10 protein-coding genes are annotated in these 13868 nt (G+C 68.6%); 2 read left to right on the forward strand and 8 right to left on the reverse strand.

The genetic code is table 11. The annotated features are described in order from the left end of the window. Positions 1–180: 180 nt before the first annotated feature. Together dapD and ACLARN_RS18825 are read right to left on the reverse strand one after the other, a co-directional pair. Complete coding sequence (dapD, locus tag ACLARN_RS18820) at positions 181–1167, reverse strand: 2,3,4,5-tetrahydropyridine-2,6-dicarboxylate N-succinyltransferase (RefSeq protein WP_409492725.1); 987 nt, start codon at positions 1165–1167, stop codon at positions 181–183. A 28-nt stretch (positions 1168–1195) separates the two neighbouring features. Then, positions 1196–1585, reverse strand: a complete 390-nt coding sequence (locus ACLARN_RS18825; protein ID WP_409492726.1) for a hypothetical protein — start codon at positions 1583–1585, stop codon at positions 1196–1198. 48 nt (positions 1586–1633) lie between these two features. Here ACLARN_RS18825 and dapE point away from each other — a divergent pair, with 48 nt between their 5' ends. After that, positions 1634–2707, forward strand: coding sequence for a succinyl-diaminopimelate desuccinylase (dapE, locus tag ACLARN_RS18830; RefSeq protein WP_409492727.1), 1074 nt, complete (start codon positions 1634–1636; stop codon positions 2705–2707). On the opposite strand, the gene ACLARN_RS18835 is transcribed toward dapE, so the two are convergent. The 6 genes from ACLARN_RS18835 to ACLARN_RS18860 form a co-directional block, all read right to left on the reverse strand. Next, positions 2700–3590, reverse strand: coding sequence for an aminoglycoside phosphotransferase family protein (locus ACLARN_RS18835; RefSeq protein ID WP_409492728.1), 891 nt, complete (start codon positions 3588–3590; stop codon positions 2700–2702). The two genes, dapE and ACLARN_RS18835, sit on opposite strands and share 8 nt — an antisense overlap. After that, complete coding sequence (locus tag ACLARN_RS18840) at positions 3587–4840, reverse strand: helix-turn-helix domain-containing protein (protein ID WP_409492729.1); 1254 nt, start codon at positions 4838–4840, stop codon at positions 3587–3589. Before ACLARN_RS18840 ends, ACLARN_RS18835 begins: the two co-directional genes overlap by 4 nt. A gap of 144 nt (positions 4841–4984) precedes the next feature. Next, the gene (locus ACLARN_RS18845; RefSeq protein WP_409492730.1) at positions 4985–6040 is read right to left on the reverse strand and encodes a chitinase; all 1056 of its coding nucleotides are present in this window, start codon (positions 6038–6040) and stop codon (positions 4985–4987) included. 205 nt (positions 6041–6245) lie between these two features. After that, positions 6246–7844 carry a M20/M25/M40 family metallo-hydrolase gene (locus ACLARN_RS18850; RefSeq protein ID WP_409492731.1) on the reverse strand — a complete coding sequence of 533 codons (1599 nt, stop codon included), beginning with the start codon at positions 7842–7844 and terminating at the stop codon, positions 6246–6248. A gap of 90 nt (positions 7845–7934) precedes the next feature. Then, positions 7935–10199, reverse strand: a complete 2265-nt coding sequence (locus tag ACLARN_RS18855; RefSeq protein ID WP_409492732.1) for a M4 family metallopeptidase — start codon at positions 10197–10199, stop codon at positions 7935–7937. 277 nt (positions 10200–10476) lie between these two features. After that, complete coding sequence (locus tag ACLARN_RS18860; RefSeq protein ID WP_409492733.1) at positions 10477–11799, reverse strand: tetratricopeptide repeat protein; 1323 nt, start codon at positions 11797–11799, stop codon at positions 10477–10479. 203 nt (positions 11800–12002) lie between these two features. Between ACLARN_RS18860 and ACLARN_RS18865 the strand changes: the two genes are divergently transcribed. Beyond that, entirely contained in the window at positions 12003–13865 is a 1863-nt protein-coding gene (locus ACLARN_RS18865; protein ID WP_409492818.1) for a glycoside hydrolase family 9 protein, read from the forward strand. The last annotated feature ends 3 nt before the right edge of the window (positions 13866–13868 follow it).

Genomic DNA, 13868 nt, shown 5'->3' on the forward strand with positions numbered 1-13868 from the left:
TCCAGGCCGTGAGAGAAGCAAGGGACCTTTGCTATCGCTCTCCGGGGGAGAGTGACAGCAAAGGTCCCTTGCTCTCTTTTCATGCTGCCGAGGATGTCGCGAAAGCCACTTTCGAGACATCAGACGTCGCGAAAGTGGCTTTCGCGACACCCGGGAGACCCAAGCGGTAGCTCCGGCAGGTCAGTTGGCGTGCAGGGCCGCGTTCAGCTCGATCCCGACGCCGGTGCGCGCGACGACCTCGACGGCGCCGGTCCCGGAATTCCGCCGGAAAACCGCACCCGAGATGCCGGACAGCTCCATCGCCTTCACGACCTTGCCCTCGAAGCTCACCTTCGTGCCCGCCGTGACGTACAGGCCGGCTTCGACGACGGAGTCGTCGCCGAGCGAGATGCCGACGCCGCCGTTGGCGCCGATCAGGCAGCGCTCGCCGATCGAAATGGTCTCCTTGCCGCCACCGGACAGCGTGCCCATGATCGACGCGCCGCCGCCGACGTCGGAGCCGTCGCCGACCACGACGCCCGCCGAGATCCGGCCTTCGACCATGGAGGCGCCGAGCGTGCCGGCGTTGAAGTTGATGAAGCCCTCGTGCATGACCGTGGTGCCGTTGGCCAGGTGTGCGCCGAGGCGGGCGCGGTCGGCGTCGGCGATGCGGACGCCGGTGGGCACGACGTAGTCGACCATCCGCGGGAACTTGTCCACGCCGTAGACGGTGACTTCGCCGCGTGCCCGCAGCCGCAGCCTGGTCGCCTCGAAGCCCTCGACGGGGCACGGCCCGTGGCTGGTCCACACGACGTTCGCCAACAGGCCGAAGATGCCGTCCAGGCTCGCGCCGTGCGGCCGGATCATGCGGTGCGACAACAGGTGAAGGCGCAGGTAGACGTCGTGCGTGTCGCCGGGGGCGTCGGCGAGCCTGGCGATGGTCGTGCGGACCGCGACGACCTCGACACCGCGGTCGGTGTCCGGCCCGAGCTGGGCGGCGGCCGCCTCGCCGAGGGCCTCGGTGACCTCTTCGGCGGTCAGCCGCACCGTGCCGGGCTCGCCCTCGGCGCTCTCGGTCAGCTTGGGCAGCGGGAACCAGGTGTCCAGCACCGTGCCGTCGGTCGTGACGGTGGCCAGTCCGACGCCGGTGGCGCCGGTCGTTTCGGGATCAGGGGTCTGCTCGCTCACGCCCTGAACGGTAACCCAGTGACCGGGGTCAGCCGCCGACGAGGCTCTTCACCGAGGTCAGTGCCGCCGACATGTCGGTGAGGGCCTGTCCGCACGGGCCGCCGGGGGCCGCCTGGTCCTGGCAGTTCGCGGTGCGGAACGCCGAGATCGGGCGATCGAGGGTGTCGGCGTGCGACGACAGGTCCGGGCGGCGCTTGCGGATGCTGCCCGCCGCGCTGGAGAGTTCGGTGACGTACTTCTGGCAGCCCTTGGGCGACTCGGTCCCGGGTGTCAGGTAGCACTGGTCGGTGGTCAGCGCCTTGAGCTTGATCGGCAGCACGTCCGGCCCCACGCTCTGGGTGGGCCTCACCGTCACCGGGACCTCACCCGATCCGCAGCCGCCGAGCACGAGGAGAAGGCCGGCCAAGATCACTCGCATGCGCACTCCTTCACGGTAGCCCCGCTGCCTCGCCGGTACGGTGCGGGCATGCCTTCGCTCGATCTGCACGCGGACCCCGTCGACCTCACCGCCGCGCTGGTGGACATCTTCAGCGTCTCGGAAGAGGAGAAGGCCATCGCGGACACCGTGCAGGCCGCGCTGGAGACGCAGGCTCCGCACCTCGAGGTGATCCGCAACGGCGACGCCGTCCTCGCCCGCACGAACCTCGGCCGCCCTTCTCGGGTGATGCTGGCCGGGCATCTCGACACCGTTCCGGTCAACGAGAACCTGCCGGTGCGTCGTGAGGGGGCCGGTGACGACGAGATCCTGCACGGCCTGGGCACCGTCGACATGAAGAGCGGCGACGCCGTCTTCCTGCACCTCGCTGCCACCGTGCGCGAGCCGAGGCACGACCTGACCTTCGTCTTCTACGACTGCGAAGAGATCGAAGCGACGAAGAACGGCCTCGGCCGCATCGAGCGTGAGCTGCCCGAGTGGCTGCGGGCCGACCTCGCGATCCTCGGCGAGCCGTCGAACGGCGGTATCGAGGGCGGTTGCCAGGGCACGATGCGGATCGAGATCCGCGTCGAAGGCGTCCGGGCGCACACCGCGCGCGGATGGATGGGCGTCAACGCGATCCACGGCCTCGCCGAACCGCTGCGCAGGCTGGCCGAGTACACCCCGCGGGTGGTCGACATCGACGGCCTGACCTATCGCGAAGGCTTGCAGGCCACCAAGATCGGCGGCGGTGTCGCGGGCAATGTCGTGCCGGACGAGGCCGTGCTCACGATCAACCACCGGTTCGCCCCCGACCGCGGTGCCGAGGAGGCGGAGGCGCACCTTCGCGAGGTCTTCGAGGGCTACGACGTCAAGATTGTCGACTTGTCGCCAGGTGCGCTGCCTGGTCTGAGCGCCCCCGCGGCGGCTGAATTGGTCGCGGCGGCAGGCGGCAAGGCGGTCGCGAAGCTGGGCTGGACCGACGTCGCGCGCTTCGCGGCTCTCGGGATTCCGGCGGTGAACTTCGGGCCCGGCGACCCGACGCTGGCGCACACGCGGCAGGAGAACGTGCGGGCCGGTGAGATCCGGCAGGTCGCCGCGGTGCTGCGCGAGTTCCTCAGCTAGCCAGGGCGAGCAGTTCGTCGATCGCCCCTTCCGGGCCGCCATAGGTGAGGTACCCGATGGCGAACATCGGCGCGATGACCCGGCTCCAGGCGTACAACCTGTCCCCGTCGAGCCCGCACGCGTTCGCCACCAGGCGGCAGCGGGCCTCGACACCCTCGTGCCCGGCGCCGGACACCACGTAGTCGACCGCGTCATAACACGGATCGCCAAGGCACGCCTTCGGATCGATCGCGATCAGACCGCGCGACGGACCGCCGTCCAGGACGTTGCCGAGGTGCAGATCGCCGTGGAGCAACACGATCCGGTCCTGCGTGTCCAGCAGCGCCTCGCAGCGCTTTATCGCCCGCCGCCAGGTTTCCTGGCCGATCCGGGCGGCGATGGCCGGTTCGGTCAGCCTCCGGCCGATCCGGTCGAAGGCTTCCTCGCATCGGCCGCGCAGGCTCGACGGCCAGTGCGCGGGCGTGTCCACGGAGTGCAGCGCGGTGAGCAACTCTCCCCATCGCCGTGGCAAGGACGGCGACGGCAGGTCCTCGGCCTCGGTGCCCGGCAGGATCTCCTCCAGCACCATCGCTCCGGCGTCCGCGTCGGCGGCCAGCACGGCGGGCACCCGGCCCGACGAGGCGAACACCCGCAGCATCTCGATCTGCTTGGCCAGCAGTGCCCCGTCCGGACTGAGCTTGAGCACCGCCGGGGTCCCGTCGGACCAGCGGCAACGCAGGACGACGGACGAGGCGCCGCTCTCGAACAACTCGCCCAGCACGAAACCCCACCGGGAGGCCAGCCGCGCGGCGAGGGCCGGGACGCCGGTGAGCCATTCCTCGGCGTCAGGGCCGAATCGGCCCACCAGCCGGGCGCGGATGTCTTCCATGTCCACTTCGGTCACGTTGGAATGTCCTCTTCGGCACCTAATAGGAGTAGTCCACGCCGCAACAGGTCCGCGGCTTCTTCTGAGCGTCCCTGGTCGCGAAGCAGCTCTCCCGCCTTGTCCACTGAAGCGGCCAGGACGCCCCGAGCCTCGCGGAGGGCGGCGACGTCGATGGCGTGCGCGAAGCCCGCTTCGGCCGCTTCGAGGTCTCCGCGCGCCAGAGCGAGTAAGCCCTGCTGAAAAGTAAGGGACGCGGAGTGTGGCGAGTCCTCCAGGATGGCTTCGGCCGCTTCGGCGAGAAGCACGGCGGCGTCGTCGAGTCGGCCGAGTTCGCGGCAGAGATCGGCGAGTTCCAAGGTGACGGCGTGATCGGATACGGCCGCACGTGACGCGCGAAGGTCCGCGAGAGCGCCCTCGGGATCGTCGGCTCGCCGGACCAGCGCCCGCGCGAACAGGCACCGGGCCAGCACCGGCCGCAGCGCCCGTTCGTGGAGCAGGTCGTGCAGCGCCGACACGGTGGCGACGGCGTCGGCCACCCGTCCTTCGCCGAGATACGCCTCGGCCAGCCGCCGCTGATTCTCGGTGAGCTCGGCCAGGAGCTCCTCGCCGCCGCGGACCAGCCGAAGAGCCTCGCCCGCGTGGTGCGCGGCCTGGATGGTCTCGCCGAGGCGGAGCCGTCCTTCGGCGAGGTACGCGTGCAGCGTCAGCAGGAGCACCGGATGCGGATGACGGTCGAGGCTCGCGTCGAGCGCGGTCCGGAGCAGGTGCATCGCGTGGTGCGGCTCGCCGCGGTCGATCAGGACGTTCGCCCGCAGCGCCACGGCCAATTCCCGGTACGGCGGGATGTCGTCGCCGAGCGCGGTTTCGGCGGCGACCACCAGCCGCGGCCGGGCTTCGCCTTCGGCGTACCGCGCGAGCCACAGCCAGGCGAGCCCGGCCTGGCGGCTCCTGCCGATCCCCTGCGCGCGCCGCGCCAGTCGCCGCATCTTCGGAGCCGAGTCGTTCCCCGCGAGGAAGTCCGCCGCGGCCGCCGCGATGTCCAGGTCGAGCCGGACGTCGTCGCGCGGCGAGGTCACGCCGAGCAGTTCGCCGGTGTCCACCCCGAGCCGTGCGGCGAAGTGGCGCAACGCGTCACCGGACGGGGTCCGGGCGCCCGTCTCGACGGACGAAACGTACGCGGCGGTGTAGTGCGGTTCGGCGAGTTCGCGCTGGGTGAGGCCGCGTTCGGCGCGCAACCGCCGCAGCCGTCCGCCGACCTCCTCGCCCATGCCCGAGAACGATACGGCCGAGCGCGCCGAAAGGGTGCGTGCGCGGCCCACCGACCGACCGCAAGTAGTCCTCTAGTTGCGGTAGTTGCGTGTGCAAGGACCGCAACTAGAGGACTACTTGCGCCGGGGTGCCGCACGAGATGGTCAGCGGCCCTGGAGCGACCTCACGTTGTTCCCGAAGGTCCAGTTCCGTGAACCGTCCCAGTTGATCGACCAGGTCATCAGGCCCTTGAGCGCCGGAATGCTCCGGTACGCCTGGGAAACCAGGCTCGGCGACATGTAGCCGCCACCGGCTCCGGCCTGCGCGGGCAGACCCGGTGCCTGCTTGTCGTAGGGAACCCGGATCGTCTGGCCCTGGATCACCAGGCCCTTGTCGAGGCAGTTGGTCTGCGCGACGAAGCCCTGCACAGTCCCGGCCTGGTACGAATCGCCGGAGCAGCCGTACATGCTTCCGTTGTAGTACTGCATGTTCAGCCACCACAGCTTGCCGTTGTCCGCGTACTTCTTGATGATCGGCAGGTACGCGCCCCAGATCGAGCCGTAGACGACGCTGCCGCCGGTGACGTACGCGGTCTCGGGCGCCATGGTGAGCCCGAAGTTCGGCGGCATCGCGGCGAGTACGCCGTCGATGATGCGGATGAGGTTCTTCTGCGACGCGGAAAGCGTGTTGATGTTCCCGTTGCCGACGAGGCCGGTCTCGATGTCGATGTCGATCCCGTCGAAGTTGTACTTCTTCAGGATCGGCACGATGGTCGCGACGAACTTGTCCGCCACGGTGGCCGAGTTCAGGTCGATGCCCGCGGTGGCGCCGCCGATCGACATCAGGATCGTCGCGCCCGCGTCCTTCGCGGCGCACATTTCGGACGGTGTGGCGACCTTCACAGTCGCGTCCATCCCATCCTCCCATTTTGCCGTTCCGTCGGACAGGATGACCGGAAAGGCCGCGTTGATCACGTTGTACCCATTGGCCTTGATCCGCGCGTCGGTGATCGGGATCCAGCCCATCGGCGGATGGACGCCGTTCGAAGCGCCGTCCCAGTTCTCCCAGTAGCCTTGCAGGATCTTGCCCGCTGGCTTCGATTTGACCGCGCAGACCTCGGCGTCCACCGACGCCTGCGCCGGGGTCAGGACGACCAGTGTGGTGACGGCGAGTACCGCCGCGCCGGTGATTGCGAGCAGCCGTGAGACGCGACCGAACATACCCAGCTCCCATCTCGAAAGCGGTTGTGAACGAACAGGAAGCGGCCGTTCGGCTCAACATAGGTCGCCACGCATGAGTGGCGCTACCGACGATCGGGTGGTCTAGACCAGATATCGAAAGGTTGTCCGAAATTCTCCCGGGCAGCACGAGGGCCATCTCACGAGGCCGGGTGCCCCCGTGAGATGGCCCTGTCGATTCAGCTGGTCAGACCGTGATGGTCCAGCTGTCGAGCGTGCCGGTGTCCTGCGCGTAGGCGTCGTAGAGCACGAGCGTCCAAGTGCCGGAAGCAACTTCGTTGGTCACCGGGACCGAGTAGTTCCGGGTACCGAGGTCGGTGCACGGCAGGGAACCGGTCGCCTTGACCGAGTACGTGCTGCCGTCCGGCGCCTTCAGACTGATCCGCAGGTCCTCGGAACAGGTGTGCGTTCCGGTGACCGTCACCTTCACCGGCGAGGTCGCCGAACCCGTTGCGCTGGAAGTGATCGGGCTGTTCACCGTGGCGTAGTCGTTGAGCGCGAAGTCGGTGCCGTTGGTGAACGTGCGGACGCTGACATCGCCGACGGTGAGCGTGTACTGCGCCGTGCGGTCCACTGCGGTTCCGTCACCGAGCACCGTGATCGTGCTGGTGCCGTTGGGAGTACTCGCCGACGTCGCGATGGTGAGCGTCGAGGAGGCGCCGGACTGCACCGAAGCCGGGTTGAACGTCGCGGTCGCCCCGGCGGGGAGGCCGCTGGCGCTCAGCGAAACCGCTTGTGCCGCACCGGAAGTCGTCGCGGTGTTGACCGTGACCGTGGTCGACTGTCCCGCTTGGACGGTGCCGGACGACGGGGAGAGGGCCAGCGAGAAGTCGGGGCCCGTCGACGCGCCGACGGCGAGCTTCCAGACCGCGTAGCCGATCGCGTCGCTGTTCTTCTCCAGCGGGGTGTCCGGGATGTTGGACAGCGTGTCGCAGGCGCGGTGGTAGCAGCTGTCGAACGCCCGCCCGGCGGTGCCGCCCCATTTCTGTTGCTGAGCGGCGCTCTTGGTGTAGCCCGCACCGGTCGCGAGGCCACCGACCGGGATGCCCGCGCTCTTGAACGAGGCGTGGTCCGAGCGGCCGTCGCCCTCGGTGTCGCCTTCGGTCCGGATGCCGATCGAAGTGAAGTACTCGTCGAACACCGCCTTGACCGAAGCGACGTCGTCGTAGACGAAGTAGCCCCAGTTGTCGGAGCCGATCATGTCGAAGTTCAAGTAGTTCTTGATCTTCGTACGCTCGGCGGCCGGCAGGTTGGCGACGTAGTGCTTGGACCCGCGCAGGCCGGACTCCTCGTCGGCCCACCAGCCGAAGCGGACCCGCTTGGCCATCGTCGGGTTCTCACGGGCCAGAGTCAGCGCGACTTCGAGGATCGACGCCGAACCTGAACCGTTGTCGTTGATGCCGGGGCCGGCGGCGACGCTGTCGAGGTGCGCGCCGAGCATGATGACCTGGTTGGCGTCACCCTGCGGCCATTCCGCGATGATGTTCTGGTTCTGGCCCGCGCAACTCGTGCAGGTCTGGAGCGTGACGTTGTAGCCGGCGTCGCGCAGCTTCTGCGCCACATAGGACACCGACGCCGGGTAGCCCGGCCGTCCCGAGGCGCGGTTTCCGCCGTTCTGGTTGGCGATCGTCTGCAGCGCGCTCAGGTGCGCCTTGATGTTGGCGAGCGAGATGTCCGGCGCGGCATTGCTGGTCGCGGCCGTGACGGCCTGCGCGGGTGTCACGACGACACCCAATACGGCGGCCATGCCGATGACGGCCGCTCCTATTCGCTTTCCCCACTTCATGCCGGGATTCCTTCCTGGATCGGGGTTTGCGTGAAGGACTCCTTCCCCCGGCCGGGCCAGGAGAAGGAGTCCTTCACGCACGTGGGAGAGCTAGACGGTGATCGACCAGCTGCTGAGCGTGCCGGTGTCCTGTGCGTAGGCGTCGTAGACCACGAGGGTCCAGGTGCCCGCCGCGACTTCGTTGGTCACCGGGACCGAGTAGTTCCGGGTGCCCAGATCGGTGCACGGCAGGGAACCGGTGGCCTTCACCGAGTACGTGCTGCCGTCGGGGGCCTTCAGACTGATGCGAAGGTCCTCGGAGCAGGTGTGCGTACCGGTGACGGTCACCTTCACCGGGGACACGGCGTTACCGGTCGCAGTGGAGGAGATCGTGCTGTTCACCGTGGCGTAGTCGTTCAGCGGGTAGTCGGTTTCGTTGCTGAACGTCCGGATGTTGCCGCCGGTGCCGACGGTCAACGTGTACTGCGCGGTATGCGTGCCGCTGGCCGCGGTGCCGGTCACCGTGATGGTGCTGGTGCCCTCAGGGGTACTCGCCGTCGTCTCGATGGTGAGCGTCGAGGAGGCACCGGACTGGACCGAAGCCGGGTTGAACTTCGCGGCCGCGTCGGCCGGGAGGCCGCTGGCGCTGAGCGCCACCGACTGCGCCGTACCGTTGGTGGTCGCGGTGTTCACCGTGACGGTGGCCGTTTCACCCGGCTTGACGGTGCCCGACGCCGGGGTGACGCCGACCGAGAAGTCGTTGCCCTGCGGCGTGCACGAGGTCGGCTCGCCGGTCGCCGCGGGAACGCTGATGGCGTTCCACGCCGCCTTGGTGGTGTTGAACTCGGTGCAGGAACTCGGGTACAGCGCGAGCGCCGCTTCCAGGGTGGCCTTGCGGGCCGCGCGGTGGTTCCAGCCGGAGGTCTTCTTCAGCAGGCCGTTGTAGAAGATCTTCGCGGCTTTCTGGATGCCGATACCGGTGATCGAGGTGTTGTTGCAGGTCGGGCTGGCCGGCTTGCCGACCGGCGCGGTGCCCTCGGCCAGCAGGTAGAACCAGTGGTTCTGCGGGCCCGCGGCGGCGTGCACCTCGGTGTTCGGGATGGACGACGAGTAGCAGTCGGGGTTGCCCGAGACCCTGCTCGGCTGGTTCATGTAGCGGATCGGGCCGCGGCCGACCAGGTTCACGCCCTCGCCGACGTCGTAGTCCGGGGTGTCCTTGGCGTTGTTCGCGTAGTGCTCGGTGACGGCACCGAAGATGTCACCGGTGGACTCGTTGAGGCCGCCGTTCTCGTTGCCGCTGCCCGCGCCGCCCGGCGTGGTCTGGAAGATGGCGTGGCCGTACTCGTGCGCGACGACGTCCATCGGGGTGGCCTGGCGCTGGCTGTCCGACGAGCGGCCGTAGGTGGTGGACGAGCCGTTCCAGAAGGCGTTGGCCTGGTTGAGGCCGACGTAGGCGGGGAAGCCGCCGCCGTTGCCGTTGATACCGTTGCGGCCGAGCCATTCGCTCAGCATCTTCCACTCGGTCTGGACGCCGAAGAGCGCGTCGACACAGGCGGTTTCCAGATCGGTGCCGGAGCCGTTGCCCCAGTTGTCGTCCGGACCGCTGTAGGGCGAGCCGTTCTGGCGGGCGCAGCTGATGTTGCTGCGCTGCGGGTCGCGCATGGTGTAGGTGCCGCCGGAGTTCGTCGTGTCGATGGTGACGTTGCCGGCGTAGTAGCTGTTCCCGGCGCCCAGAACACTGGCGTCGGTCGACGCGGTCCGCGCGGCGGTGGGGAAGTTGGACATCTTGACGTCGTCACGCGTCTGGAGGACCGCGCCGGTGGCGCCGTCCACGAAGACGTGCAGGTTGCTCGGCGTCGCCGCCTTGGTACCCGCGACGACGACCTCGTAGGCGAGTTTGGGGGAGTTCCCCGCCAGCACGACGAGGTTCGGCGCGGTGACACTGTCTACTTTGGACAGCTGGCCGCGGGCGACCTCGGCCGCCTTCGCCGCGGAGATCCTGGCCTTGGTGTCGACCGAGATCGCCGCGGTCTCCGCGGCGCTGGTGCCGCGGACGCGCCCGGCGCCGTCGGCGACCACCACCGCGTCCCCGCCGACGACCGGCAGGCCACGGTAGGTCCGTTCGTAAGCGGCGTAGAAGAGTCCACCGCCACCAGGGGTCAGTCCGACGCGGCGGAAGCCTTCGTCGGCACCCTTGCGCAACTGGTCTACACCAGTCGCCGCGGCCCGGTCGGCCGCGCTCGCGGCCACCGAGTCGGGGCTCGCGGGCTGGCTGGTCGCGGTGGTCGCGTTCGCCGGGGTCACCGGGAACGTCATGCTCAGGGCAAGGCCGGCGATGGCCGCCAACCCTGTTCTGAGCCCTCGCTGAACGGTCATGGGGAACCTTCCATGGGCAGGACCGTGAACCCGGCGGCCAGAGGCGCGGCGGGGAATTCGACCGAGTCGGGGAGCACGGCGGGGGACGGGGAGCGTGTCCATTCGGATAACTGGAGTTATCTCGATGGACACGTCCGAGTAAAGGAGCCGGTCATAGGCCCGTCAATGGGCCGGATGGTCTAGCGGGGCGGGTGAAGATCAATATGCGAGGATTAAAATCCTTGTGTAGTAAGGCTTTTGCCGCCAGTCGCGATATATGGCGACTTTCGTATGGTTTTCAGTCCGACGGCCCGGAATCGGACATAGCGGCCGCGCGTACGCCGCGCCGATAGGCCGCCGTCGCCTCGTCGAGCAGTCCGCGAGCGCGCAAGATGTCACCCAAATGCAGTGAGGTCGCCACGAGGGCGCCGCGCAGTTCGGAGTTTTCCTGTGCGGTGGCGGCTTCTTCGAGCAACGCGGTCGCCTCGGGCAGATCGCCGCGGGCGCGGGCGATGAGTCCCAGTAGCCGGAGAACCTCCGCCTTGGCTTCGATGTCGGGGGATCGATCCAGAAGCGGCCGGATCCCCTCGGCGAGTTCGGTGGCCTCGTCGAGTGCTCCTTGGCGGCGGCGGACGTCGGCGAGTTCGATGGTCGCGCCGAGGACGCCTTCGCGCGAACCGGCCTTGGCCAGGAGGTCGCGGGCGAGCAGTAGTTCGGCGTGCGCGTCGTCGAGTTTGCCCAGCCGTCGCCACAGGAAGCCGCGGGCCCAGCGGCTCCGGGCGGCGTCCCGGTCGTAGCCGATGGAGGTGAACAGTCGCAGTGCCCGCGAAAGATCTTTTTCGGCGCGGTCGACCAGGCCGATCGCCTGCCACAGCTGGGCGGCCTGCCGGTGGTATCGCGCGGAGATGTCCTTGCGGCGGGCGAAAGCCAGCGCGCGCTGTCCTTCTTCGGCGGCCCGCCGCGCGCGGCGGAGCGCGCCCATTTCGATGAGCGGGTGGATCAGCGCGGTCACCAGTGCGAGTTCGGCGTCGGGGTCGACAGGGCCTGCGGCGCGGAGCCCGGCGAGCGCGGTTTCGACGAGAGCGACCGACGCGCCCAGATCGCCCGACAGTGCGCGGCAGGCGGCGACGCGGTTGACGATCATCGCCCGAAGCCGCGGCGACGCGGTTTCGGCGAGTTCCATGGCGTGCGCGAACCCCTTGTCCGCCAACGGGATGTCGTAGCGCTGCCAGTGGACCTCGCCGAGATAGAACCGCGCGTGACACTGGACGTCGGGCAGCCGGTACGCGGCCGCTCGTCGTTCGATCCGCGCGAATTCACGTTCGGCGGCTTCGAGTCCGCCTTTCTGCAATTCCCGATATGCACTTTCCAGCGCGTCGGTGAGTTCCGCGGCGGCGCCCGGCGGCCTGCCGAAGCGGAGCTCGTCCGCCGTCAGTCCGAGTCGCCGCGCGAGATGGGCCAGGACGTCGTCGGAGGGCACGCGGCTGCCGGACTCGACTTTGGCGAGGAAACCGCGGTCGTACCGGGGCTCGGCGAGCTCACGCTGGGTCAGCCCGCGCGCCTTGCGCAACCGCCGGATCCGCGCGCCGAGCGGTTCGGCCTCGGTTCGCAGGGACGGCATCGGCCCACGGTAGACGACTTCCCGGCGGGCATCCGCGCTGAGCCGGACAGATACCCGCCAACAACGCTCCGGATCCGGTGACTTTCGACCACCGAAACGGACATATTGACTGGTGGTGTTCCGCGCGCTAGCGTCGTGCGCAATAAAAAGGAAACTTTCTTAACTAATTTGATCAACTCTGACGAGTCATGAGCGGGGCGCCGATGATGGTGAGTTCCTGGTCCCGGGCGGTGGCCGCGGTTTCGGCACTGGTCCTCGGGGGTTTGACGGTTCCGGCGGTTTCGGCCGCGGCGGCGGTGCAAGGTGAGGTCCGGGTCGATCAGGTCGGCTACGGCATCACCGAAACCAAGTACGCTTATCTCCTGTCCAGCGCGCCGGGGTCGTTCTCGGTGGTCAACGAGCACGGCTGGACCGTCCATCGTGGACGGACCGGGCAGTCGCTCGGCGCGTGGAACGCGAAATACCCGGCGGTGTACCAGCTCGACCTGTCGAAGGTCTGGCTGCCGGGCAAGTACCGGATCGAGGTCAGCGGCGAGACCAAGGCGACGTCGCCGACGTTCCGGGTGGACACGAAGCAGCGGCTCTTCACGCCGCTCGTCCGTGCCACGAACGAATTCTTCCAGGCTCAGCGTGACGGCGACGACATCATTCCCGGGCGTCTCGGCAGGAAGCCTTCACACCTGGCGGACAAGCAGGCCACGGTCTACGACTGGCCGGTGTTCGTCGGCGAAGGTGGCGACGAGATCGCCGAACCGCTGAAGCCGGTCGGCGGGCCGATCGACGTCGAAGGCGGCTGGGTCGACGCGGGCGACTTCGTCAAGTTCACCTCGAACACGGCGTATTCGCTGGCGGAGATGGGTTACGTGCTCCGCGAGGGTTACGACCCGGTGCTGGCCAAGGAGGTCACGCTCGGCCTCGACTGGCTCGACAAGATGTGGGACCAGCAGAACAAGACGCTGTATGCCCAGGTCGGGATCGGGACGGGCAGCGACAAGTTCGGGTTCCTCGGCGACCACGACGTCTGGCGGAACCCGCACGACGACGACCCGCTCGACGTGAAACCCGGTGACCCCAAGTACTTCGTCAAGCACCGGCCGGTCTTCCCCGCCAACCCCGGCGGCTCCGCGCTCAGCCCGAACCTCGCCGGCCGCGTGGCCGCCGCGTTCGCGCTCGGCGCGCAGGTCGAGGCGAAGCGGAACCCCGTGCTGGCAAGGAAGTACCTCGCCGAGGCCGCCTCGGTCTTCGCACAGGCCAAGACCGAGGACGTCGGCGAACTCGTCACCGCGTTCCCGCACGCCTACTACCCGGAATCGTCCTGGCGGGACGATATGGAACTCGGCGCGACGCAGCTCGCCTTGGCGGGCAAGGCCTTGCGGGACCCGAGGTCCGTCGAATGGACGCAGCAGGCGGCGCACTGGGCGAAGGCGTACATCGACCTCGAAGAGAAGAGCACGCTCAACCTGTACGACACCAGCGCGCTGGCGCACGCCGAACTGGCGAAGCTCCTGCGGCACGGCGTCCCCGGTGCCGCGCTCGGCCCGAAGGAGCTGATCGGAGACCTCCGACGTCAACTCGACGAAGGTGTCGCGAACGCGGCGAAGAGTCCTTTCCGGACTGCCGTGTCCGTGAAGGAATTCGACGCGGCCAGCAAGAGCTTCGGGTTCGCCGCGACTGAGCGGCTGTACGCGGACGTGACCGGTGACCGGCGGTACGCGGCGTTCGGTTCGCAGCAACGGAACTTCACCCTCGGGGCGAACGCCTGGGGCATCTCGCTGGTCGTCGGGGTCGGCACGACGTCCCCGAAGTGCCCGCACCACCAGGCGGCCAACCTCGCGGGTGAGGAGAAGGTGCTCTACGGCGCGGTCGTGAATGGACCGAACGGGGCCGAGCACTTCGCGGACCTGCCGTTCCCGGCCGGGGCCAAGGAGTGCACGAAGCCGTACGACGCCTTCGACACGACCGAGTCCCGCTACACCGACGACCTCGCTTCGTGGCCGAGCAACGAACCCGCCATCGACTTCACCTCGACGGCGATGCTCGCGTTCTCGCTGGCAGGACGTTCCTAGACG

The organism is Amycolatopsis sp. cmx-11-12 (assembly GCF_046269425.1).
In the GTDB taxonomy this organism is placed as follows: domain Bacteria; phylum Actinomycetota; class Actinomycetes; order Mycobacteriales; family Pseudonocardiaceae; genus Amycolatopsis.